This is a genomic window from Prescottella sp. D32, from assembly GCF_037287305.1.
Classification (GTDB): domain Bacteria; phylum Actinomycetota; class Actinomycetes; order Mycobacteriales; family Mycobacteriaceae; genus Prescottella; species Prescottella equi.
Genome location: NZ_JARBSW010000005.1, coordinates 207,513 through 229,479, shown reverse-complemented (window position 1 = coordinate 229,479; position 21,967 = coordinate 207,513). Strand labels below are relative to the sequence as shown.

General features: G+C 68.7%; 18 protein-coding genes. 10 read left to right on the top strand and 8 right to left on the bottom strand.

The annotated features are described in order from the left end of the window. Positions 1-173: 173 nt before the first annotated feature. Together PSS76_RS20280 and PSS76_RS20275 are read right to left on the bottom strand one after the other, a co-directional pair. Entirely contained in the window at positions 174-1,544 is a 1,371-nt protein-coding gene (locus tag PSS76_RS20280; protein WP_337456577.1) for a fatty acid desaturase family protein, read from the bottom strand. Between the two features lie 580 nt (positions 1,545-2,124). Continuing rightward, complete coding sequence (locus tag PSS76_RS20275; protein ID WP_064079488.1) at positions 2,125-3,435, bottom strand: ammonium transporter; 1,311 nt, start codon at positions 3,433-3,435, stop codon at positions 2,125-2,127. A gap of 186 nt (positions 3,436-3,621) precedes the next feature. Here PSS76_RS20275 and PSS76_RS20270 point away from each other — a divergent pair, with 186 nt between their 5' ends. Further along, entirely contained in the window at positions 3,622-5,775 is a 2,154-nt protein-coding gene (locus PSS76_RS20270; protein ID WP_064076894.1) for a DNA polymerase III subunit gamma and tau, read from the top strand. A 139-nt stretch (positions 5,776-5,914) separates the two neighbouring features. On the opposite strand, the gene PSS76_RS20265 is transcribed toward PSS76_RS20270, so the two are convergent. From PSS76_RS20265 to PSS76_RS20250, 4 genes are all read right to left on the bottom strand, one after another. Further along, positions 5,915-6,802: an IclR family transcriptional regulator gene (locus PSS76_RS20265; RefSeq protein WP_037085777.1), complete on the bottom strand. Its 888-nt coding sequence runs from the start codon at positions 6,800-6,802 to the stop codon at positions 5,915-5,917. A gap of 217 nt (positions 6,803-7,019) precedes the next feature. Beyond that, entirely contained in the window at positions 7,020-7,469 is a 450-nt protein-coding gene (locus PSS76_RS20260; RefSeq protein ID WP_013414637.1) for a GNAT family N-acetyltransferase, read from the bottom strand. Between the two features lie 64 nt (positions 7,470-7,533). Beyond that, a complete protein-coding gene (locus PSS76_RS20255; RefSeq protein WP_013414638.1) occupies positions 7,534-8,052 on the bottom strand; it encodes a dioxygenase family protein in 519 nt (172 codons plus the stop codon). Between the two features lie 23 nt (positions 8,053-8,075). Next, complete coding sequence (locus tag PSS76_RS20250; RefSeq protein WP_081185486.1) at positions 8,076-9,017, bottom strand: AraC family transcriptional regulator; 942 nt, start codon at positions 9,015-9,017, stop codon at positions 8,076-8,078. A 175-nt stretch (positions 9,018-9,192) separates the two neighbouring features. On the opposite strand from PSS76_RS20250, the gene PSS76_RS20245 reads away from it, so the two are divergent. From PSS76_RS20245 to PSS76_RS20230, 4 genes are all read left to right on the top strand, one after another. Next, complete coding sequence (locus PSS76_RS20245; protein WP_037084711.1) at positions 9,193-9,561, top strand: YbjQ family protein; 369 nt, start codon at positions 9,193-9,195, stop codon at positions 9,559-9,561. Between the two features lie 139 nt (positions 9,562-9,700). Next, on the top strand, positions 9,701-10,396 hold the full coding sequence (locus PSS76_RS20240) for a hypothetical protein (RefSeq protein WP_425355248.1): 696 nt from the start codon (positions 9,701-9,703) through the stop codon (positions 10,394-10,396). A gap of 58 nt (positions 10,397-10,454) precedes the next feature. Continuing rightward, entirely contained in the window at positions 10,455-12,413 is a 1,959-nt protein-coding gene (locus tag PSS76_RS20235; protein ID WP_081188020.1) for a sensor histidine kinase, read from the top strand. Beyond that, positions 12,410-13,048, top strand: a complete 639-nt coding sequence (locus PSS76_RS20230; RefSeq protein WP_005516093.1) for a response regulator — start codon at positions 12,410-12,412, stop codon at positions 13,046-13,048. The genes PSS76_RS20235 and PSS76_RS20230 overlap by 4 nt, the downstream gene beginning before the upstream one ends. Before the next feature lie 10 nt (positions 13,049-13,058). Here the strand turns inward: PSS76_RS20230 and PSS76_RS20225 are convergent, their stop codons facing one another. Continuing rightward, positions 13,059-14,774, bottom strand: coding sequence for an amidase (locus PSS76_RS20225; RefSeq protein ID WP_013414643.1), 1,716 nt, complete (start codon positions 14,772-14,774; stop codon positions 13,059-13,061). A 236-nt stretch (positions 14,775-15,010) separates the two neighbouring features. Between PSS76_RS20225 and PSS76_RS20220 the strand changes: the two genes are divergently transcribed. The 3 genes from PSS76_RS20220 to PSS76_RS20210 all read left to right on the top strand — a co-directional run bounded on the left by PSS76_RS20220 (position 15,011) and on the right by PSS76_RS20210 (position 19,564). Further along, on the top strand, positions 15,011-16,225 hold the full coding sequence (locus PSS76_RS20220; RefSeq protein ID WP_013414644.1) for an acetyl-CoA C-acetyltransferase: 1,215 nt from the start codon (positions 15,011-15,013) through the stop codon (positions 16,223-16,225). A gap of 31 nt (positions 16,226-16,256) precedes the next feature. Then, on the top strand, positions 16,257-18,398 hold the full coding sequence (locus PSS76_RS20215; RefSeq protein ID WP_013414645.1) for a 3-hydroxyacyl-CoA dehydrogenase NAD-binding domain-containing protein: 2,142 nt from the start codon (positions 16,257-16,259) through the stop codon (positions 18,396-18,398). Between the two features lie 227 nt (positions 18,399-18,625). Then, positions 18,626-19,564: an alpha/beta fold hydrolase gene (locus PSS76_RS20210; protein WP_236733760.1), complete on the top strand. Its 939-nt coding sequence runs from the start codon at positions 18,626-18,628 to the stop codon at positions 19,562-19,564. A 31-nt stretch (positions 19,565-19,595) separates the two neighbouring features. Here PSS76_RS20210 and PSS76_RS20205 read toward each other — a convergent pair whose 3' ends face one another. Continuing rightward, a complete protein-coding gene (locus tag PSS76_RS20205; protein ID WP_013414647.1) occupies positions 19,596-21,026 on the bottom strand; it encodes a hypothetical protein in 1,431 nt (476 codons plus the stop codon). Between the two features lie 202 nt (positions 21,027-21,228). Here PSS76_RS20205 and PSS76_RS20200 point away from each other — a divergent pair, with 202 nt between their 5' ends. After that, complete coding sequence (locus tag PSS76_RS20200) at positions 21,229-21,810, top strand: TetR/AcrR family transcriptional regulator (RefSeq protein WP_237170412.1); 582 nt, start codon at positions 21,229-21,231, stop codon at positions 21,808-21,810. Then, positions 21,788-21,946 (top strand): SDR family oxidoreductase, encoded by a 159-nt coding sequence (locus PSS76_RS20195; RefSeq protein WP_022593655.1) that lies wholly within the window; start codon positions 21,788-21,790, stop codon positions 21,944-21,946. The genes PSS76_RS20200 and PSS76_RS20195 overlap by 23 nt, the downstream gene beginning before the upstream one ends. Positions 21,947-21,967: the final 21 nt, after the last annotated feature.

The window sequence follows — 21,967 nt, the reverse complement described above, 5'->3', positions numbered from 1 at the left end:
CGTAGAAGAGTCGTCCGTTGACCGAATCATGCGTGCTGTTCACAAAGTGTCCTTCTGTCTGTCGGTACAGCGCGGAGGGACCGATTCCAGGTCGGTCGGGATGCCGCGCCGCGAAAGTGTCGTTGGTCCGTACCCGCGACGTCTGATGTGGCGCGGCGGACTCGGGTATTCGGTCACCCAGTGGTGGCCTGGGTGCGAAGAGATCGTCGGGGCAGAGAAGGGGCCCCGGGCACCGTCCCCACTGTACGGCTCGCCCGAGGCATCGGCAGCCCGGCCGGCTTCCTTCGCCTTCCGCGCATGAACCTGCGCGCTTCGACGCGGGCCTCCGCCTGCGCACGCAGCGCCGAGAGCAGTCCGCGCCGGCGCCCGGTGGTGGCGTCGATTCGCAGCGCCCCCGCGATTCGCGAACCATTCGTGTGGAATTTGCGTTCCGACGAGGTCTCGGGCGCGTCGTCGGAGGTGCGCTCGAGGAAGCGGTCTGGCAACGCCAGCTTGTGGATCGTCCGCAGCGTCAGCAGGTATTGCCTGGTCAAGGGTCCCGTCGTATATGGCAGGTCGTATCGGGTGCACAGCGCCCGCACCCGCTCGGCGATCTCGGAGTACCGGTTCGACGGCAGGTCCGGGAACAGGTGGTGCTCGATCTGGTAGCTGAGATTGCCGGTGAGGAATCCCATGATCGGGCCGCCGTCGATGTTGGCACTGCCGAGCATCTGGCGCAGATACCACTGCCCGCGTGTCTCGGTCTCGAACTGCTCGGCGGTGAACTTCTCTGCGCCGTCCGGGAAGTGCCCGCAGAAGATCACCGCGTACGCCCACAGATTCCGCACGAGATTCGCGGTCGCGTTCGCGGTCAGCGTGTGCCTCCACGCCCGGCCCGTGAGGGCCGGAAACAGCACGAAATCCTTGCCGACCTGTCGGACGATCTTGACCGCGAACTGTTTGTTGGGCGCCGAGTTCCACTGCATGGGGTCGACGCCCTCACGCTTTTGCTGCGCTTCGAGGTCGTGCAGGGCGATGCCCCACTCGAAGGTGGCGGCGAGGATCACGTTCGCAATCGGCTGCAGTAGGTTGATCGGACGCCATTCCTCGTCGCGGGTCATCCGCAAGATCCCGAATCCGACGTCGTCGTCCATACCGACGATGTTGGTGAAGGTGTGGTGGGCGTAGTTGTGCGCACGCTTCCAGTGCTCCGACGGCCCGGTCTGATCCCATTCCCATGTGGTGGAGTGGATCTCGGGATCGTTCATCCAGTCCCATTGCCCGTGCATCACATTGTGCCCGAGCTCCATGTTCTCGATGATCTTCGCCAGTGAGAGCATTGCGGTCCCGACCGCCCACGCCGGCCGGCGGCGGCTGCCGAACAACACCGCCCTCGCGCCCAATTCGAGGGCCCGCTGGAGGCCGATGACTCGCCGAATGTAGCGGGCATCGCGAGTGCCACGAGACTCCTCGACGTCGCGCCGAATCTCGTCCAGTTCCCGCCCGAGGGCGTCGATGTCGTCGGCGGTGAGATGAGCGAACTCGTTTATGTCGGTGATGGCCACCAGGGGTCCTCCGTTGGACTGGATAGGTTCGCCGGCGTCAACTGGCGACGCAGTTCACCAGGCGCAGGGATACGAGACACCGCGCCTCGGCTGCGGCGCGCTCCTACGTCACAACATGGCGCCGATGCGTAGGGCGTCGGGTGGAAGCGCTCGCAGCGAGGTAGCGAGTCCTTGTTCTCGGCGAATTTTCGTTAGAAGTAGTTGCTGCACAAAAGAATTGGGCGCAGTCATTCGATCATCGAACCAGCGGCGAGCGGCTGCGTCGAGCTCGGCCGGGTTCTGGAGAGAATGAAGAACTCCGTTCGGAGAAATCGATTGGTGCGGTAATGGTGAGCAGGCCGCCTGAGTCCACAATAGCCTTTTCGGGCTGAGAGATCGCTGAGTGTGTTCGATCAGGCACCTTGCGTAAGCAGGTGTGGGATACCGTCACATGTCGAGGTTCGCTCGCGGGAGCCCCTGACTGCCTGCCGAGGCGCGCACTGGACTCGGCCTGATCCGCGTGTGCCTCGGTCCGCTCGGGATAGATACGTTCAGCGGGAACAGTGCAGGGTCAAATTCGTTCAGGCTTCTCCGAAGTTCGTCAGACTGCGTCGGACTCCGGCTCCGGCCGCGGCCGCTCGTGCTCGCGCCCGAACAGCCCGGTGGGCGCGCCGTGGGCGAGGACCGCGTGCTCGTAGGCCGACTCGGCGTGCAGCGCGAGGTCGATGCCGGACGTCTCCTGGTCGGCGCTGACACGGAATCCGACGACCCGGTCGATCAGCTTGCCGAGGCCGTACGTGACCCCGAACGCGTAGAGGCCGACGACGGCGACCGCGAGCACCTGCTTGCCGAGCTGGGCGAATCCGCCGCCGTAGAAGAGGCCCTCGACGCCGCCGGTCATGACCTCCGACGCCAGCAGTCCGATGAGCACGGTGCCGACGACGCCGCCGACCAGGTGCACGCCCACGACGTCGAGCGAGTCGTCGTAGCCGAAGCGGAACTTCCAGCCCACCGCGAACGAGCAGACGGCACCGGCGACGACACCGATGACGGCGGCGCCGACCATGCCGACCCACCCGCACGACGGGGTGATCGCGACGAGACCGGCGACGACGCCCGACGCGGCGCCGAACGTGGTGGGGTGGCCGTCGCGCTTCTGCTCGACGAACAGCCAGCCGAGCAGGCCGGTGCAGCCGGCGACCAGGGTGTTGAGGAACACCGCGGCGGCGGTGCCGTCGGCGGCCATCGCGGAGCCGGCATTGAACCCGAACCAGCCGAACCACAGCAGCCCGACACCGAGCAGCACCATCGGCAGGTTGTGCGGGCGCATCGGCTCGTTGCGGAACCCGATCCGCGGGCCGAGCACCAGTGCCAGGGCCAGGGCGGACGCGCCGGAGACGATCTCGACGACCAGGCCGCCCGCGTAGTCGAGCACACCGAGCTTCGAGATCCAGCCGTCCGGCCCCCACACCCAGTGCGCGACCGGCACGTACACCAGCAGTGCCCACACCGGCACGAAGAACATCCACGACGAGAACTTCGCGCGGTCGGCGATTGCGCCGCTGATCAGCGCGGCGGTGAGGATTGCGAACGTCAGCTGGAAGGTCGCGAACAGGAACTCGGGAACGCCGGAGCGCGCGGTGTCCGGGGTGATGCCGGCCATGCCGAGGTGTTCGAGTCCGCCGATGAGTCCGCCGCCGAGGTCGTCGCCGAACGCCAGGCTGTAGCCGGCGACCAGCCACACCACCGTGACCAGCGCGATCGAGATGAAACTCATCATGATCATGTTGAGGACGCCCTTGGAGCGGACCATGCCGCCGTAGAAGAGGGCCAGGCCGGGCGTCATCAGCAGAACCAGCGCGGTGCTGATCAGCAGCCACGCGGTCGTCGCGGGATCGATCGTCTCGAGCATGTGAACTTCTCCTCACCGGCGGGGTGTCACCGCACGCGAGAAATGACGATCGCGTCCTGCAGTTTCGACGACGGGACGCTCGTGTTGCTTCTGTGTTTCGGAAATCTCTCGCGGCCCGCCGGCCGGGATCGGCGCGGGTCGTCACTCCGGCGACCGACTGTCGCCGGTCGCCGGTAGTCTTTCGCCGTGGCCCTGTACCGGAAATATCGACCAGCTTCGTTCGCGGAGGTGGTGGGTCAGGAGCACGTCACCGAGCCCCTGAGCACCGCACTCGACGCCGGACGCATCAACCACGCCTATCTCTTCTCGGGCCCGCGCGGCTGCGGCAAGACGTCGTCGGCCCGCATCCTGGCGCGCTCGCTCAACTGCGTGCAGGGGCCCACGTCCACGCCGTGCGGTGAGTGCGCGTCGTGTATCGCGCTCGGCCCGGGCGGCGCCGGCAACCTCGACGTGATCGAACTCGACGCCGCCAGCCACGGCGGTGTGGAGGACACCCGCGAGCTGCGCGATCGCGCTTTCTACGCGCCAGCCGAGTCGCGGTACCGGGTGTTCATCGTCGACGAGGCCCACATGGTCACGACGGCGGGGTTCAACGCGCTCCTCAAGATCGTCGAGGAGCCGCCGGAGCATCTCATCTTCATCTTCGCGACCACCGAGCCGGAGAAGGTGCTGCCGACCATCCGGTCTCGCACGCACCACTACCCGTTCCGGCTGCTCGCGCCGTCGACCATGCGCGGGCTGCTCGAGAAGATCTGCGCGCAGGAGCACGTCCCGGTGGAGGACGCGGTGTACCCGCTCGTCATCCGCGCCGGTGGCGGCTCGCCGCGTGACTCGCTCAGCGTGCTCGACCAGCTCCTTGCCGGCGCCGGCGAGGAGGGCGTCACCTACGCGCGGGCGCTGGCACTGCTCGGCGTCACCGACGTCGCGCTCATCGACGAGGCCGTCGATGCGCTTGCCGCGAACGACGGCGCCGCGCTGTTCGGGACTGTCGACAAGGTGATGGACGCCGGGCACGATCCCCGGCGCTTCGCCGTCGACCTGCTCGAGCGGTTGCGCGACCTGATCCTCATGCGGGCCGTCCCGGACGCCGCCGAACGCGGGTTGGTCGACGCACCCGGCGACGTGCTGGACCGCATGCGTGAGGAGGCCGAGCGAATCGGCCCCGCCACCCTGGCCCGGTACGCGGAGCTGGTGCACGACGGTCTCGGCGAGATGCGCGGTGCCACGGCGCCGCGCCTGCTGCTCGAGGTGATGTGTGCTCGGATGCTGCTGCCGTCGGCGACGGACGCGGAATCGGCTGTGCTGCAGCGACTCGAGCGGATCGAGCAGGGCGTCGTGATCGCGCCGACGTCCGGCGGTGCGCCCGCGGGTGCACCCGCTGCGGCGCCGCGCCCGGCCGCCACCGAGCCGCCGCCGTCCGGGCCCGTCTACCAGCGCCCCTCGCAGCGTCGCGAGACCGAGTCTGCCCCGCCCGCTCAGCCGGAACCACAGCGGCAGCCGGAACCACAGCGGCAGCCGGAACCACAGCCCGAACCGGTGGCGGAGCGCCCCGCGGTCGAGGTTCCGCCGCCGCCGGCAGCGCCGGAGCCGACCTCGCCCCAGGCGCCGCCGCAACAGGTGGCTCCCGAACCGGTCCGGCAGGCCCCGGCGCCTGCACCGGTCCCGCCCGCCCCGGAACCGGAGCCTGTGGCCGCTGTCGAGCCGGAACCCGTTCCGGCGGCGCCGGTTGCGTCCGGCCGCCCGGATGCTGCCGCAGTCCGCGCGGTGTGGTCCGAGGTGCGCGCCAAGGTGCGGGAACGGAGCCGCACCGTCGAGGTGATGCTGTCCGGTGCCACGGTGCGCGGCATCGACGGTGATCGGCTGGTCCTTGCACACGACTCCGTCCCGCTGGTCAAGCGGCTCGCCGAACCGCGCAATACCGAGGTGATCCGTGCGGCGATGCACGACGTTTTCGGCGGCGAATGGGACGTTACGTGCGAGCACGGTTCCGCGCCCGTGCAGCAGGCGCCCACTCAGGCGGCTCCGCAGGCGAAAGCTCCTGCAGCACCCAAGTTCTCGCGTCCCAGTCAGGGGCGGGCGCCGGCCGCTGCGCCGCAGCGACCGGCGGCTCCCCGCGACGACGACATCCCGCCGCCCGAGGCTCCGGACTACCCGGACGATCCGGGGCCGCCGCCTGCGGACTACGACTACGACGCGCCGCCTCCCCCCACCACGCCGGAGGACGAGGCGGAGATGATGGCGGAGGCCGCGGTGCCCGTCGATCAGGCGAGCCGACGCGACCCCGAGGAGATGGCGGGCGAGATGCTCGTCGAGGTGCTCGGGGCCCGGAAGCTCGACTGATCGCTGGGGCGGCGGCTACGGGCCCGGGAGAGATCGGCGTCGGCGGGCGGGGCCGGTGGGCGCAGTGTGCCGGCGAAGACCTTGCGGAGAGTCAATCCCCGGGGTCCGAGGAAGCCTGCCCCCCCCGGTTGCCGTCGACTCAGATCCACTGCCCGCTCTGGATGGCGAGCAGTCGGTCCATCGCCTCGGCCGACCACGTGGCGGCGGGCGGGCTCGCTGCTCGCCGTGCCCGGCGCGGCTGCCCGAGCTCGGGGTGAAGGGTGCGGGAGACCTCGCGCGCCGCGTCCGCCACCAGCGGTGCCACGCGCTCGAGTGGTGCCGTACGCGCCTCGCCGCACAGCGAGATGGCGGCGACCGGGCCCGCGTGTCCACGGACGGCGACACCGACGCACGCCACTCCGCGAACTGACTCGCCGCTCTCGAATGCCATCCCGCGCCGCTGCCGGATGCGGTTGAGTTCCTGGTGCAGCGTCGAGAGGCCGGAGATGGTTCGGTCGGTGCAGGGGGCCAGCCGCTGCTCGTACAGGCTGTCGACCCGCTCGGGGTCGAGCCACGCCAACATCGACTTGCCGCCCGCCGTCGAGTACGCAGGGCCACGTCCGCCGACTCGCGACGGAAGGGTCGAGGCGAAGCGACCGCCGATCTTGTCGAGGTAGACACTTTCGGCTCCGTCGAGGACGGCCAGGTGCACCACCATGCCGGTCTGCATGTGCAGTTCGTGCAACAACGGGGCTGCGGCAGCACGGATTTCGCTGTGGCCGCCGTCGCCGCCGGCGAGTCCGAGCGCTCGGCGGCCGAGGCAGTAGCCGAAAGAAGCGTGCTCGACCCAGTTCAACCGCACCAGCTGCAGGAGGATGCGGTGCACCGTCGAGCGCGGAAGCTGCGCTCGGTACGTCACCTCCTCCAGCGTCAGGCGCGAGGTCCGACTGTCGAATGCGCTGAGGACCAGGGTCATGCGCTCGATCATCGACGGTGGCAGATCTCGGCGCGGGGTTGCGACGGCATCGCCGGACTCGACGACTGTCATCGACACCTCCAAACAACTTCCGCACCCCTGGTCGGACCGGCGGAGGCGGGAAAACTGTGATCAAGTCCGACACGCTAGCAGGTGTGTCCCGCTGAACGGGAGGCTTCCCAACAAATGTTTGTCTGAATTGGGCGTCGCCACCATACGTGGGTCCCACGCGACTACGCACCCGGTCGGATGTGTCCCCCGATCCGCCGCTACCAGGAAGTCGAGCGAGTCATCCTCGCGACGTCTCGACCATCGAGAAACGCAGCAGGTTGGATTCGCGCGGGACGAATCCGAGCTTCAGGTAGAGCCGGTTCGCGGCGACGCGCGAGTCGCGGGACGTCAGATCGACTGTGCGGGCGCCGAGTTCGTCGGCGCGGGCGAGGGCGGCTCGGGTGAGTGCGGCTCCTACCCGGCGTCCTTGCGCGGCGGCGTCGACCACGACGTCCTCGATCCAGGCCCGATTGCCGGTAGGGATGGGGAACACGACCAGGGTCAGCGTTCCGACGATGCAGCCGTCCAGCCTGGCGACGAAGAGGGTATTTGTGGGGCAGCCCACGACCTGCTCGAGGTACGCCGCGGTGATCGGCGGTGCCGACGTCGACAGTTGCGGTATGAGAATCGTGCACGCCTGTACCAGCTCGTCGGTGACCTCGGAGGCCTCGTGGATCGTGACCGTCATGTACTGCTCCTCGGGCGTGGGGTACCGAGTCAGCGTACGCAGGACGGCGGTGCCGAAGGGCGGATCAGCGAACCTCGACCGCAGGACGACACGGCTCGATTGTGAGCGCGAAATCGTAGACCGCCCTGTCGATCCCGTCAACGCCCGGACGGGGGTCGAGGATCGCGGACTCGGGTGCGTCGTGCCGGATCCACGCGTCCCGTCGGAAGTACAGCCTGGCTGTCGCGGTGCGCGTGTGCGGAGACCGCACCGTGACGTGGAGGTGCGCCGGCCGCCACGGACTCCACTTCTCGTTCACGATGAACCACCCGGTCGGGCCGTCCGTCGGAATCTGGTAGGGCACAGGAGTGATCGTCGAGATCGCGTAGCGGCCGTCGGTGTCGGTCGTCACCCGGGCCACCGTCGAACCGGCGTGCGCACCGCCGGATCCGTCGCTGCGGCGGACCTGGACCGTGGCACCGGGGACCGGCCGTCCGTCATCGTCGACGACGCGGCCGGTCAGAATCAGTGGGCCGCCGGGGTCCGGGGAGGCAGGGGGAGCGGCGGCGGGCACACGGGTGGTGAAGCGGGACACGACGATCACGATGATTCCTTCGGGTGAGCGGATCAGGAACTGCGGAGCGCCGCGGAGGGCGACGTGCCGAAACGGGTGCGATAGGCCGCGGCGAAGCGGCCCGAATGGGCGAACCCCCACCGCAGCGCGACGGCGGCGACGGTGTCACCGGGTCCGGCCGCGTGCAGGTCGTCGCGGGCCCGGACCAGACGGATGTCGGTGAGGTACTCGGTGGGACTGCGGTCCACGTACTGCCGGAAACCCTCCTGCAGTCGCCGCACGCTCACCCCCGCCTTCTCGGCCATCTCCGCGGCGGTCCAAGCGTGGGCCGGGTCGTCGTGCAGGGCGTCGATCACCCGCTTGACGATCCGCGGCCGCGTCGCGGCGGTTCCCTCCGCGTCGTCAGGCACGGCCGCGAGGACGAACGCGGTGGTGACAGCGCTCAGGATCTGGCTCGCCACCAGATCGTTGTGCAACAGGCACCGCGGTCCGTCCATCTGATCGGACAGCGATTCCACGAATCGAAGCCACGTCGTCCCGGCGGACGTGGACAGGTTCACCTGGCTCGGCAGCGGCCGACCGGCACGCCCCAGGATTCGGTGCATCTCGCGTTGCAGGTACTCGTGATCGAAACGGACGCCGATGATTTCACACGACGACGTCCAGTGCGGCATCAGTGTCGTGACATCCGGCGGGCACACGGTCGCAGTGCCCGGCAGCGACGACACCTCCTTGCCGCCCACCACCGAGTCCAGCCGACCGGTGAGCGGTATGTTCACGCCGTAGGCACCAGGGTGCTCGGACTGCACCGACACGTCGGCGCCCCACGCGAGGCGGGCGATGCGGACGGGACCGGTTCCGGTTTTGCGTAGCGAGACGTTCGCCGCGGGGAAGCGGGTACTGGGCGTGAGGGTGTGCGGGAAGTAGGCGTCCGCGACCGCCTGGGAGACCTCGTCCCAGTCTCTCGACGCGAGTCCGTCGGCCGGCTTCGACATCGCTGCTACCTCCAAACCCGTGGTCGAAAGGGCGTGTCACGGGTGTATGAGCCAATTGAACGCCGCCGGCAGGCGCGTGGAAAGGGCCGGCCGCCGGTCGGCGGTGGTTTTCCGCGCGATGTGGATCGAACTCGCGTTCTCCGGATCTTGTGTTCGGTCCTCTAATCTCGTCGTCATGCTTGTTGTGACGACTAACGACATTCCCGGCTGGGAGATCCAGCGGGTGATCGGCGAGGTGTTCGGACTGACCGTCCGGTCCCGGAACATCGGGTCGCAGATCGGCGCGGGCCTCAAATCCCTCGTCGGCGGCGAATTGCAGGGAATGACCAAGAACCTCACCGAGAGTCGGAACGAGGCGATGAGCCGTCTCGTCGCCGAGGCAGCCCAGCGGGGCGGGAACGTCATCGTCGCGATGCGCTTCGAGACCTCCGACCTGGGAGGCAACTGGTCCGAGATCTGTGCCTACGGGACGGCCGCGTACGCGGTGCCGGTCACGGACGCCGCCCGGCAGACCGCAGCGGAACTGGGGTACGGCCCGCGCTGACTGCTGTCCCGGGTACTCGGGACAGCAGTCCCTGGTGCCCGGGATGCCGGGCGTCGGAGCCTGACTGGCGAACGCGGTGACCGTGTTCCGGTGACGTCGCCCGACCGGGTGGGCGCACCGCGACCCGCAGGAGCAGCCCGTGAGTGCAGTCGAGATATCGGAGTTGTCGCCCGCCGGGGAACCGGCCGCTGCCGGACACCGGCCCCGGACGTGGGCATACGTCGGCGTGGTGGCCGGGCTTGCCGGTGTGATCGGTATCCAGGCCAGCGGATTCATCGACGCCGCCTACGCGGAGGGCGTGGCCGGTGACGCGGTGGCGATCGCGAACCGCCTGGCCGACCAGCGCACCGCCGTCGTCGTGATGCACGTGTCGTTGATGATCGCGGCGCTGTTGATGCTGGTGTTCGCCGCCGGACTGGCGCGCCGGCTGTCCGATCGTCTGCCCGAGGGCACGCTGCTGCCCGCGGTAGCCGGGGGCGGGCTGGTCCTCACCAGTGCCGCGTGTCTGCTCGGGACCGGTTTCACCACCGAACTGATCTTCGGACTCGGTCACCTCGACGAGGTGGTTCCCGAGTACGCGGTCGTCGGGGCGCACTGGATGGGCACCATCCCGTGGCTGTGGGCGGGCGTCGGTGTCAGTGCGCTCGCGGTGGCATCGGGGATGCTGCGCCACGGCGCGGGACCGCGCTGGATGGGCTGGACGTCGCTGGTGCTCGGCGGGCTCACCGCGCTGTTCGGCGTGTCCCCGCTGCAGTACATGGCCGGCTTCACGGGGCCGGTGTGGGTGCTGGTCGTGGCGATCGGATTCGCGTTCGGCGACCGGGCGCGGGGCTAGCGGTCCATACTCGCTAGCGATTCACATGCCGGGCGGATCGGACGACACGGGAGGGTGCATGGTCGAGCGGATCGCGGGAGTCGGTGCGCCGGTCGCGGCCGCCGCGGTGGCGGTGACCTGCTGGACGCTCGTTGTGCTGTCGCTCGTGACCTTCCTCGTCGCCGACCCCGGCATCGACTCGAACCAACTGTTCTTCCTCGTCGACGTCGTCGGCTCGGCCGTCTACGGCACGGTCGCCGGAGTGGTGTTGGCCCGGCGCGTGCACCCCGTCCCGATCATTCTGGGGGCGGCGGCGATCGGCATCGGACTCGCCGCCCTCGGCTACGCCTACTCGCAGTGGGCGGCGGTGCGGCCGGACCTGCCGTGGGTGGACGTCCTGTCGCCGCTGCAGAACACCGCGTGGATTCCGGGGACGCTGGCGCTGTTCCTCGTGATCCCGTGGCTGGTGCGCGACCACCGGTTGGACGACGCGGCGCGAGTGGGACTCGTCGCCGGCACACTGGTGACCGCGTGGTTCTTCTTGGCGCGCACCTTCACCGACGTCTCGGAGGTGCCGTTGCTCGCGCCCGTCGTGGCCGTCGGATTCGTGGCCGCCGCCGACGTCGCCCGGCGGTGGCGGTCCGGCCCGGTCGACGAGCGGGTCGGACTGGGTTGGCTCGCGCTGGGGACCGCACTCATGGCGCTGTCCTTCGTGCCGCTGATGCTGCCGGCGACGGTGCCGGGATTGTGGATGATCACCCCCGTCGCGCATCTGGTGGTGCAGCCCTTCTTCCTCGGTGCGATCTTCGTCTCGATACTGCGGCAACGCATGTGGGGCTTGGATCTGGCGGTGAGCCGGGCCGTGCTGGCGGGCAGTCTCACCGCGCTGTTGATCGGGCTGTACGTCGTGGTGGCCACCGTGCTGGCGGGCCTGCTGCCCGACGGAGGTTCCACCGGCGCGCAGTTCGTCGCCGCGGCCGTTGTGGCAGTCGCGGTACAGCCGTCCCGAATGTGGCTGCAGCACAGGGTGCACCGGTTGGTCTACGGATCGGGGAGCGAACCAGGGCACGCGGTGCGGGAACTCGGTCGGCACTTCGGGAGCGCCGAGTCCCCGACTGAACTGCTCGAAGGCCTGGCCGCGGGGGTCGGTCTGGGATTGCGGCTCGAATCGGTGACCGTGCATCGCGCCGACGGCGCCGAGTCGGTGTGCTGGGGGAGGGCCACCGGTCCGGCCGAAACGGTGGACCTGGTGCATCGCGGCGCCCGCGTCGGAAGCCTCGCGGTGACCGCACCACCCGGCGAGTCGCTCGGCCTCCGCTCGCGGAAATCCCTGTCCGAGTTGGCCTCTGTGGTGACGGCTGGTCTCGTCGTCGTCCAGTCCGCCGAGGACCTCGCGACCGCACGACGTCGACTGGCCTCGGTGCGGGCAGAGGAACGCCGGGTGATCCGACGTGAACTGCACGACGGGCTGGGCCCGTCGCTCGCGGGAATTCGGCTGGGACTGCAAGGCGTCCGCAACCTGCTCGTCGCCGACCCGCAGGCCGCTGCGAAGTTGCTGGACTCGCTGCAGGAGCAGCTCGACCACCAGGTCGACGGCGTGCGCTCGCTCTCGCGCAACCTCTTCCCCCCGGTCCTCGACGAACTCGGTCTCGGCGCTGCGCTCGAGGAACTCGCGACCGGATACGCCCGCAGCGGATTCGATCTCGACGTGGTGGCCGACGTGCCCGCCGACATCGGTGGGCAGGCCGGTGCAGCGGCCTACGGCATCGCGATCGAGGCGGTCACCAACGCGCGACGGCACAGCGGCGCGCCCGGATGCCGGGTCGAGGCGACCTGCGGCACGGACGGTGCCGGACTGCCGGTCCTCACCCTGGTGGTGCGTGACGCCGGCCGGGGATGCGACCCGTCCGCGCCCGCCGGCATCGGGACGCGGTCCATGCGCGAGCGGGCGGACGAGCTCGGGGGCACTGTCACCATCGAAACCGGTTGCCCCAGAGGTACCGTCGTCACGGCACGGCTTCCGCTGGTGGCGTCGTGAGCGGGATCGCCGTCGCCGTCGTCGACGATCACCCGGTGTTCCGACTGGGCATGGTCGCACTGCTGTCGACCCTCGACGGCATCGAGGTGGTGGCCGAGGCCAGTTCGGCCGCGGAGGCGCTCGACGTGGTCACCGCGGACGTCGACGTCGTGCTGATGGACCTGGAGCTGGGGGACGGATCGGGGGTCGACGCCACGCGGGCGCTGTGCGCCCGGTACCCGCACCTGCGGGTGCTGGTGGTGACGATGCACGAGGACGAGGATTCCCTGCTGGCATCGCTGCGTGCCGGGGCGCGTGGCTACCTCGTCAAGGGCGCCGACCCAGCCGAGGTGGAGCGGGCGATCCGCGCGGTCGCGAACGGCGACATGATCGTCGGCGCCGCGGTCGCGGCCAAAGCGATGACCGCGGTCGCCGCACCGCGGGCCCGGTCGAGTGTGTTCCGTGAACTCACCGAACGCGAGCACGAGGTGCTCGACCTGATCGCCCGCGGCCACGACAACGCGACCATTTCCCGACGACTGGTGCTCAGCCCCAAAACTGTTCGCAACCACGTGTCGAACGTCCTGACCAAACTGGGCGTGCCGGACCGATCGACCGCGATCGTCCGGGCACGGGAGGCCGGTATGGGGCTCTGACGACGCTCGATCAGACCGGAGCGGTCGCCGTCGTCGGCAGGAAATGGAATCCGAAGCCGACGTTGTCGGTGTTGGTCGGATCCGGCCCGGGTCCGGGAGTGGTCGCCTGCACTCGCGGGATGTCGCGCGGTGCCGGGGGAATCGTGGGCGCCGCCTGCCAGTCGGGGCGGGCCGCCTGCAGTTCCAGCGCGATCTCGATGAGTCCCTTCTCGTCCCACGGGCGTCCGCCGATCTGGACACCGAAGGGCAGACCGGTGGCCGAGGACCGTCCGGCGGGCGTGCAGACCACCGGCGTACCGGTGAGGTTGGCCCACCGCACGTCGCCCGTGGTGCCCCCGAACACCGAGACACCGGCGATCTCGATGCGCTTGGCCCCGTCCATCTTGGAGCCCGGCACCAGGACGGCGTCGAGGTCGTTGTCGGCGAACATCCGGTTGTAGTCGTGCTGGTACACCATCCGGTTCCGGGCGGACGTCATGTAGTCGATCGAGGGGGCCGCCAGCGCCGCGAGCGTGCCGGCGACCGTCGCCCCGTTGTCGAGGCGGTAGTCGCCGAGTCGGTCGGAGAACTGCCGGTGGTAGCTGCCCATCTCGGCGGAGTCGCCGGTGAGCAGGTCGGGGGCAGCGATCGGCAGGGAGACGTCGAGGACGGTGCCGCCGAGACGGCGCACGAGATCGAGGAACTCGCCGAACAGCGTGCCGAGCGTCGCGGGCAGGGCGTCGGCGCTGCGGCGGGCCACGCCGAAACGCTTGCCGGCCAAAGGCTGTGCCCCGCCCGTCGCGGCGAGGGGATACCCCTCCGCCGGAACGGCGGGGGCGGCGTACGTGGCGGGGAAGTTGGGATCGGCGCCCGCCATGTGACCGAGCAGGAGTGAGGCGTCGGCGATGCTGCGGGCCATCGGACCGGGATGATCGCGCGTCCACGTCAACGGGATCACGCCGTACGCGCTGCACCGGCCGAACGTCGGTTTTATCGAGGTGATGCCGCACGCGCTCGCGGGCAGCCGGAGGGATCCGCCGGTGTCGGTGCCGGTGGCGAGCGGGACGAACCGTGCCGCGAGCAGCGCGGCGCTGCCGCCGGACGAGCCGCCCGGCGAGAACTCGGTGTTCCACGGGTTACCCACCTGTTCGGTCGCGACGCCGATCGCGAACTCGTCGGTGTGGGCGTGGCCCATCAGCACCATGCCCGCGTCCCGTAGCTGCCGCCACACCGTCGAGTCACCCGCCGCGATGTTGCCGGCGAGCACCCGGCTCGACGCGGTCAGGGGCAGTCCGGAGACGGCGAACAGGTCCTTGAGGGCCAACGGGATTCCGCAGACCAGGGGCGCGTCGCCGTTGGTGCTGCGGCTCTTCGCAGACAGTCGTTGCGCCGCGGCATCCGCGGCCTCGTAGGCCATCTCGGGATAGATCCGGATCCAGCCGCCGATTTCCCCGTCGAGGGCGGCGCTTCGGGACAGGCAGGCGTCGAGCAGTTCCCGGGGGTGCAGGCGGCCGGAACGGAGCAGGCTCGCGGCCTCGACCGCGCCGAGCAGCGCGGGATCGGTGACCGTGACGGAATCGGGCGACGGCAGGGTGTGCGAGGCGGCTGCGGTGTGACGGATTGCCGATCGGGCCGCAGCGGTGCCGGTGGTCCCCAGCGTCGCGGCTCCGGCGGCGCCGAGCGCGGCCGCGCCCAGGAACCCTCGTCGTGACAGACCGGTTCTCCGCTCGATCGCGGGTTCACCCATCGAAACGCCCCCTCTCGAGCATGACTCTCCCGTGGAGAGGTTAGCGGTCGACCGCCGGGAGCAGCGTGGGCAGGGCGGGTTTCGGCGGGTACCGGTGATCGCCTCGGTCACAGACGGGGATCGCTTCGGTCCTTCCCGCTAACTGGAACACGTTCTAAGGTGGGGGCAGCCGAGGTGTGTGCCGTGTATAGGCAGGTTTGCCGCGCGGCACGCAGACGTGAACAGGAAGGAACACCGTGACCACAGAGGCATTCATCTATGAAGCCATCCGGACCCCGCGTGGCCGGGGCAAGCAGAGCGGATCGTTGCACTCGGTCAAGCCGATCTCACTGGTCACCGGCCTGATCGACGAGCTGCGCACCCGCTTCCCGGACCTCGACGAGGACCGCATCTCCGACCTGATCCTCGGCGTGGTCAGCCCGCTCGGCGACCAGGGCATGGACATCGCGCGTATCGCGGCCACCGACGCCGGCCTGCCCGACACCGTCGGCGGCGTGCAGATCAACCGTTTCTGCGCGTCGGGCCTCGAGGCCGTGAACATGGCCGCGCAGAAGGTCCGTTCGGGCTGGGACGAGATGGTCATCGCCGGCGGCGTCGAGTCGATGTCGCGCGTGAAGATGGGCTCGGACGGCGGGCCGTGGGTCAACGACCCGGCCACCAACTACGACAACTACGTGGTGCCGCAGGGCATCGGCGCCGACCTCATCGCGTCGATCGAGGGCTTCAGCCGTGACGACGTCGACGCGTACGCGGTGCGCTCCCAGGACCTGGCCGCCCAGGCGTGGGCCGGTGGCTACTTCGCCAAGTCCGTCGTCCCGGTCAAGGACATCAACGGCATCACGATCCTCGACAACGACGAGCACATGCGTCCCGGCACCACGGCCGAGAGTCTTGCGGGCCTGGCGCCGGCGTTCGCGATGGTCGGCGACATGGGCGGCTTCGACGCCGTCGCGCTGCAGAAGTACCACTGGGTCGAGAAGATCAACCACGTCCACCACGGCGGCAACAGCTCCGGCATCGTCGACGGTGCCGCGCTGCTGCTCGTCGGCAGCGAGGACGCCGGCAAGGCGATGGGTCTGACCCCGCGCGCCCGCGTCGTCGCGACCGCAACCTCGGGTGCCGACTCGACGATCATGCTGACCGGTCCGACGCCCGCGACGAAGAAGGTCCTCGCGCAGGCGGGTCTGACGATCGACGACATCGACCTGTTCGAGATCAACGAGGCGTTCGCGTCCGTGGTGCTGAAGTTCCAGAAGGACCTGAACATCCCGGACGAGAAGCTCAACGTCAACGGTGGCGCCATCGCGATGGGCCACCCGCTCGGCGCGACCGGCGCCATGATCACCGGAACCATGGTCGACGAGCTCGAGCGCCGCGGCGCCAAGCGGGCCCTCGTCACGCTGTGCATCGGCGGCGGCATGGGCGTGGCCACCATCATCGAGCGCGTCTGACGCTCACGAATCAACCAGGAGAGACGAAACAGTGAGCGATCAGAACATCATCAACTGGGAGCAGGACGCGGACGGCATCGTCGTGCTCACCATCGACGACCCGAACCAGGGCGCGAACACCATGAACGACCGCTACATCTCGTCGATGCGGGACACCGTCGACCGGCTGTACGCGGAGAAGGACTCGATCACCGGCGTCGTGCTGACGTCGGGGAAGAAGACGTTCTTCGCCGGTGGCGACCTCAAGAACCTGATCAAGGTCGGCCCCGAGGACGCCGAGCAGATCTTCGAGCACTCGCTCAACCTCAAGGCGGACCTGCGTCGCCTCGAAACTCTCGGTAAGCCCGTCGTCACGTGCATCAACGGTGCCGCTCTCGGCGGTGGTCTCGAGATCGCGCTCGCGACGCACCACCGCATCGCGGCCGACGTCAAGGGCGTCAAGATCGGTCTGCCCGAGTCCACGCTGGGTCTGCTTCCGGGTGGCGGCGGCATCGTCCGCACCGTCCGCATGTTCGGCATCATGACGGCACTGACGCAGTTCCTGCTCCAGGGCCAGCAGCGTGGTCCGCAGCAGGCCAAGGAGGTCGGGCTCATCGACGAGGTGGTCTCCTCCGTCGAGGAGCTGGTCCCCGCCGCGAAGGCGTGGATCAAGGACAACCCGGAGTCCGGTGTGCAGCCGTGGGATGTCAAGGGCTACAAGATCCCCGGTGGCACCCCGGCCACCCCGGCGTTCGCCGCGAACCTGCCGGCCTTCCCGGCGAACCTGCGCAAGCAGCTCAAGGGCGCGCCGATGGAGGCTCCCCGCGCGATCATGGCCGCGGCGGTCGAGGGCAGCCAGGTCGACGTCGACAACGCGCTGCTGATCGAGTCGCGCTACTTCACGAAGCTGGTCACCGGCCGCGTCGCGAAGAACATGATCCAGGCGTTCTTCTTCGACATGCAGGCCATCGGGTCCGGTGCCTCGCGGCCGAAGGACATCCCCAAGCGTGAGATCAAGAAGGTCGGTGTCCTCGGTGCCGGCATGATGGGCGCGGGCATCGCGTACGTGTGCGCCAAGGCCGGAATCCCGGTGGTGCTCAAGGACGTCACGATCGAGGCGGCGGAGAAGGGCAAGGCGTACTCCGAGAAGATCGAGGCCAAGGCGCTCTCGCGGGGCAAGACCACCGAGGAGAAGTCGAAGGCACTGCTGTCGCTGATCACGCCGTCCGCGGATGCGGCCGACTTTGCCGGCGTCGACTTCGTGGTCGAGGCGGTCTTCGAGTCTCCCGACCTGAAGAAGAAGGTGTTCCAGGAGATCGAGGACATCGTCGAGCCCGACGCGCTGCTCGGCTCGAACACCTCGACGCTGCCGATCACCGACCTCGCGACCGGCGTCAAGCGGTCCGAGGACTTCATCGGCATCCACTTCTTCTCGCCGGTCGACAAGATGCCGCTGGTCGAGATCATCCGCGGGGAGAAGACGTCCGACGAGACCCTCGCCCGCGTCTTCGATTTCGTCCAGGCGATCCGCAAGACCCCGATCGTCGTCAACGACTCGCGCGGCTTCTTCACCTCGCGTGTCATCGGCACGTTCGTCAACGAGGCCATCGGCATGGTCTCCGAAGGCATCGAGCCGGCCACCATCGAGCAGGCGGGCATGCAGGCCGGCTACCCGGCCGCGCCGCTGCAGCTCTCGGACGAGCTGAACCTGACGCTCATGCAGAAGATCCGCGCCGAGTCGAAGGCCGCCGCGTTGGCCGAGGGCAAGGAACTTCCGGCCGACCCTGCGGGCGACGTCATCAACTACCTCGTCGAAGGCAACGATCGTAAGGGCCGCCTCGGCGGTGCCGGGTTCTACGACTACGCGGACGGCAAGCGCACCGGCCTGTGGCAGGGGCTGCGCGACCACTTCAAGTCCGGCTCGGCCACCCCGCCGCTGCAGGACCTGATCGACCGCATGCTGTTCATCGAGGCCATCGAGACCCAGAAGTGCTTCGACGAGGGCGTCATCACCTCCACCGCCGACGCCAACATCGGCTCGATCATGGGCATCGGCTACCCGGCCTGGACCGGTGGCGTCAGCCAGTTCGTCGCCGGATACCCGGGCGGCAAGGCCGGATTCGTCGCTCGCGCCGAGGAGCTCGCCGCCAAGTACGGCGAGCGCTTCACCCCGCCGGCGTCGCTGAAGGGCTAGTCACACAGCTCCACCCACGGCACCCCCGCCCGGCCCCCGGGCGGGGGTGCGGTGCGTTCGGGACATCCGGGTTTCGAACCGCGCACGCAGACCGGGGCTCACACAGCGGGAAGACTGCAGACGGAATGCCTTCGCCCGGCCTAGATTCGGAGTGACGGAGACCATAGGAGGGTGAGGGCATCTTGGCGAACTGGACGCACCACCGCGCACGAATCAACGGGCTCGACATGCACTACGTGACAGAGGGGGAGGGCCCGCTCGTCGTCCTTCTGCACGGCTTCCCACACACGTGGTTCAGTTGGCGTCATCAGATCGGTGCGCTGGCCGACGCGGGCTACCGGGTCGTGGCACCGGATCTGCGCGGCATGGGGCAGACCGATGTTCCCGATCGCCTCGAGGACTACCGCGTCGACAACGTCGTCGCCGACATCTGCGGGCTGCTCGACCACCTCGGTCACGACAGCGCCGTGTTCTCGGGTTTGGACTACGGACAGTTCGTCGCCTACGACATCGCGATCGAGCACCCGGAGCGGGTGCGGGGCGTGATCGGTCTACAGAATCCGTTCTACGCGTCCTACGACCGACTTCCCAGCGAGGTCGAAAGGGAGCGCGGGCGAGAGCATTTCAACCACATGTCGTACTACCTCGACGACCCGGAAGGGGCCCGCCTCGATCTCGACGGGAATCCACGCGAGATCCTCACGAAGATCTTCCACGTCCTCTCCGGCGACGGTGACTTCGCACAGGTGTGGCAGTATCCGCCGGGCACCACATATCGACAGGCGTTGCCGCAGCCGCCGGCCCTGCCGTGGTCGTGGCTGTCGGAATGGGAGTTGGAAACCTACGTCTCGGAGTACTCACGCAGCGGTTTCGCCGGCGGGATCAACTGGTACCTCGCCGCGGACATGAACTGGACGTACCGCAGGTCCCGCCCCGACAACATCACCCGAACGCCCTTCTACTTCCTGTGCAGCGCGTCGGACGTCGACCTCCTGAACTGGCACGGTGACGACCCGATCGACAAGCTGCAAGAGCATCACGCCGACGTTCGTGCGGTCCGCACAGTCCCGGGCGGCGGGCATCTGCTCGCAATGGAGAACCCGACCGAGGTGAACAAGGTGCTGCTCGATTTCCTCGGGGACCTCGACAGGTCGCCGTCGACCTGACGATGACGACCTGTCGAGATCGCCACGGGCATTAGCCGAGAAGTCGTTCGGTGTAGGCCGCTGCCCGCTCCTCGAGTTGTGTCACACGCTGGGCCGGTGTCACTCGCGTGGTCTCAGCCGGGAGCGCCGCATCGAGATCGGCGAGGTCGACGAGGCGGGCGGACCGTACCGTACGTGACAGTTCGACGTCTGCAGGGGCCGACTGCCAGCGGATCGCGTACATCCCTCCGTCGATCCCGTTCGTGTCCAACCAGTTCCAGACTCCCGGATCCCCGGCGGAAATGACGTAGGTGATCGTCCCGTCCGGGTTGGGCCGGGCCTGGGCCTGGTTGAGGCTCCCTGGCCGATCGACGTACTCGCGCGCGACGCCCCACGGATCGGTCAGCTGGAATCCGAGGTAGCGCGCACCGACCGGATCGAGCGTCACGACCAGCGCCTGATCGGGGCCGAGCGCGAAGTGCCCGCTGGTCGCGAATCCGAAGCCCGAACCGCGGACTGCAGGAGCCTGAATGTCGTTGGCCGCCTTGGAATAGATGAATGTGTTGTCCCAGTCGAGCCAGTACCGACCGATCGTGCGGAGCAGATCTGCGGTTTGTTTCGCCAACTGCTCGGGCGTGCGGGAGGCGTGGGCCGTGGGGCCGGCCGTGCGCTCGATCTCGAGCCGCGACGGCTGCTCCTCGGCCCAGTTGTTCAGCGAGTCCCGTGCGATGAGGAGTCTGGCCGCGGCGGTGGTGCGGATGTGGTTGGGGCGTCCGTCCGCGGGCTCCGAGTCGACGGTGATCGTGAACGATCCGTCTGGATCGATCTGCATCCGATCGGAGGTGAGCGAGCCCAGGACGGGCGCGCCCTCCTTCGTCACCGCTCCGGTTCCGGGGAGCTGGCCGTAGAGGACGAAGGACAGCTGAGCGGGGCGCCGTTCCGGCATGCGACCGTGAATGACGAACGACGACTGGCCGTCGACGGCTGTGTGGCGATACACGTTGTCGGGGTTGTCGATTCCGTAGCCGGAACGGTGCACCTCGAATCCGTGCCAGCAGTGCGGAGCCGTCACCATCCACGAGAACCTGGGGTGACTCGGATCGTCGGTGACCACTGTTTGCGCCCCGGCCCGGGCGATCGAGTCGACGGCCTCTTCCAGGGTGGCCTGGCCGGCGCGGGTGGTGCCCTGTGGGTCGGCGCGGTACATCGCTGCGACGTCGGCCTTCGCTGCACGCACCAGCGGATGCGCCGCCACCTCCTCGACCGTTCTCTCGAATGCGAGCTGACCGGGGGTGTCGAGCGCGGCGCCGGGCGCGAAGCTCCGGTCACATCCGCCGTCGGAGCTTCCACCGGCAGAACTGCCGGTCGAAAGGCTGCCGGTCGGTGAGGAACCGAGTGGACCGGCGCCCGACATCGTGGGCAGGAGGACAGTGACGGCCGCTGCCATCAGTCCCGCGGTCAGGATGCGTCTGTGTACTGGCATGGAATCTCCTCGTTCATCGCTTCCCCGTGTCGAGGGTCGCGGCTTCGGGGTGCCTGCGAGCGATACCCCGGAGGTGGGGAACAGGCTGTGTACGAACTGGTTCGGGCCTACTGGGTGGTTCTGCAGCCAGTGGCGGTCCGGACGCAGGATCTGCGCCGTGCTGTGGTTGATTTCACAGTAGACGACCGTCTACTGTCAAGGGGTGAGCGAAGGCGAGGTGGCCGACAAGGCCTGGGGCAGAGACGAAGTGCGCAGAGCGGTACGAATGGCGGCTCGCAGGCTGCTCGCCGCGAAAGGGCTGTCCTTCAGCATGCGTGAGCTCGCGGCCGACGCCGGCGTGAACCTCGGGTTGATCCACAAACACGTCGGGAACAAGGACGACGTCGTTCGGGCGGTGCTCGCGCGAAGTCACGAGAAGTCGGCGGCGATCGTCGCGGGGGTCGACTCGCTCCCCGAGGCCGTGCGTGCATTGTTCATGGTGGGCGTCGCCGACCCCGAGTACGTGCGAATCGTCGCGTGGTTGAACCTGCACGGACGTTCGGATCTCGTTCCGAACGAGGACATGGACGCCTTCGAGACGCTCACCCGGTCCTCGGACGTCTCCGTCGACGATCGGGTTCGGCAGATGGCAGTGCTGGCTGCGATCTCCGGCTGGTCGTTGTTCGGGAGCGGGATCTTGCAGTCGTCGGAGATTCCCGACGCCGAACGGGAGATCTACGAGGCGCGGATCGCCGATCTTCTGGCGACGATCGCGAAAGGGGATGCACCGCCGAGCGGCGCCTGAGGTGCACGAACTGGTCCCGTTGAAGCGCTGGGGCAAGCCCGCCGACATCGGTTCGGCGGCCGTGTTCCTCGCCTCGGAGCAGGCCAACTATATTACGGGGCAGCAAATCTCGGTGTCAGGTGGATTCGGTGTCTGACCTGCTGCCCTAGCAGAGAGG

Bases quoted from the DNA above. Each gene is read 5' to 3' on its own strand.
- PSS76_RS20225 (WP_013414643.1), bottom strand. From the start codon at position 14,774: ATGGGTGAACCCGCGATCGAGCGGAGAACCGGTCTGTCACGACGAGGG.
- PSS76_RS20245 (WP_037084711.1), top strand. From the start codon at position 9,193: ATGCTTGTTGTGACGACTAACGACATTCCCGGCTGGGAGATCCAGCGG.
- PSS76_RS20250 (WP_081185486.1), bottom strand. From the start codon at position 9,017: ATGTCGAAGCCGGCCGACGGACTCGCGTCGAGAGACTGGGACGAGGTC.
- PSS76_RS20265 (WP_037085777.1), bottom strand. From the start codon at position 6,802: ATGACAGTCGTCGAGTCCGGCGATGCCGTCGCAACCCCGCGCCGAGAT.
- PSS76_RS20210 (WP_236733760.1), top strand. From the start codon at position 18,626: ATGCACTACGTGACAGAGGGGGAGGGCCCGCTCGTCGTCCTTCTGCAC.
- PSS76_RS20275 (WP_064079488.1), bottom strand. From the start codon at position 3,435: ATGCTCGAGACGATCGATCCCGCGACGACCGCGTGGCTGCTGATCAGC.
- PSS76_RS20205 (WP_013414647.1), bottom strand. From the start codon at position 21,026: ATGCCAGTACACAGACGCATCCTGACCGCGGGACTGATGGCAGCGGCC.
- PSS76_RS20195 (WP_022593655.1), top strand. From the start codon at position 21,788: ATGCACCGCCGAGCGGCGCCTGAGGTGCACGAACTGGTCCCGTTGAAG.
- PSS76_RS20260 (WP_013414637.1), bottom strand. From the start codon at position 7,469: ATGACGGTCACGATCCACGAGGCCTCCGAGGTCACCGACGAGCTGGTA.
- PSS76_RS20235 (WP_081188020.1), top strand. From the start codon at position 10,455: ATGGTCGAGCGGATCGCGGGAGTCGGTGCGCCGGTCGCGGCCGCCGCG.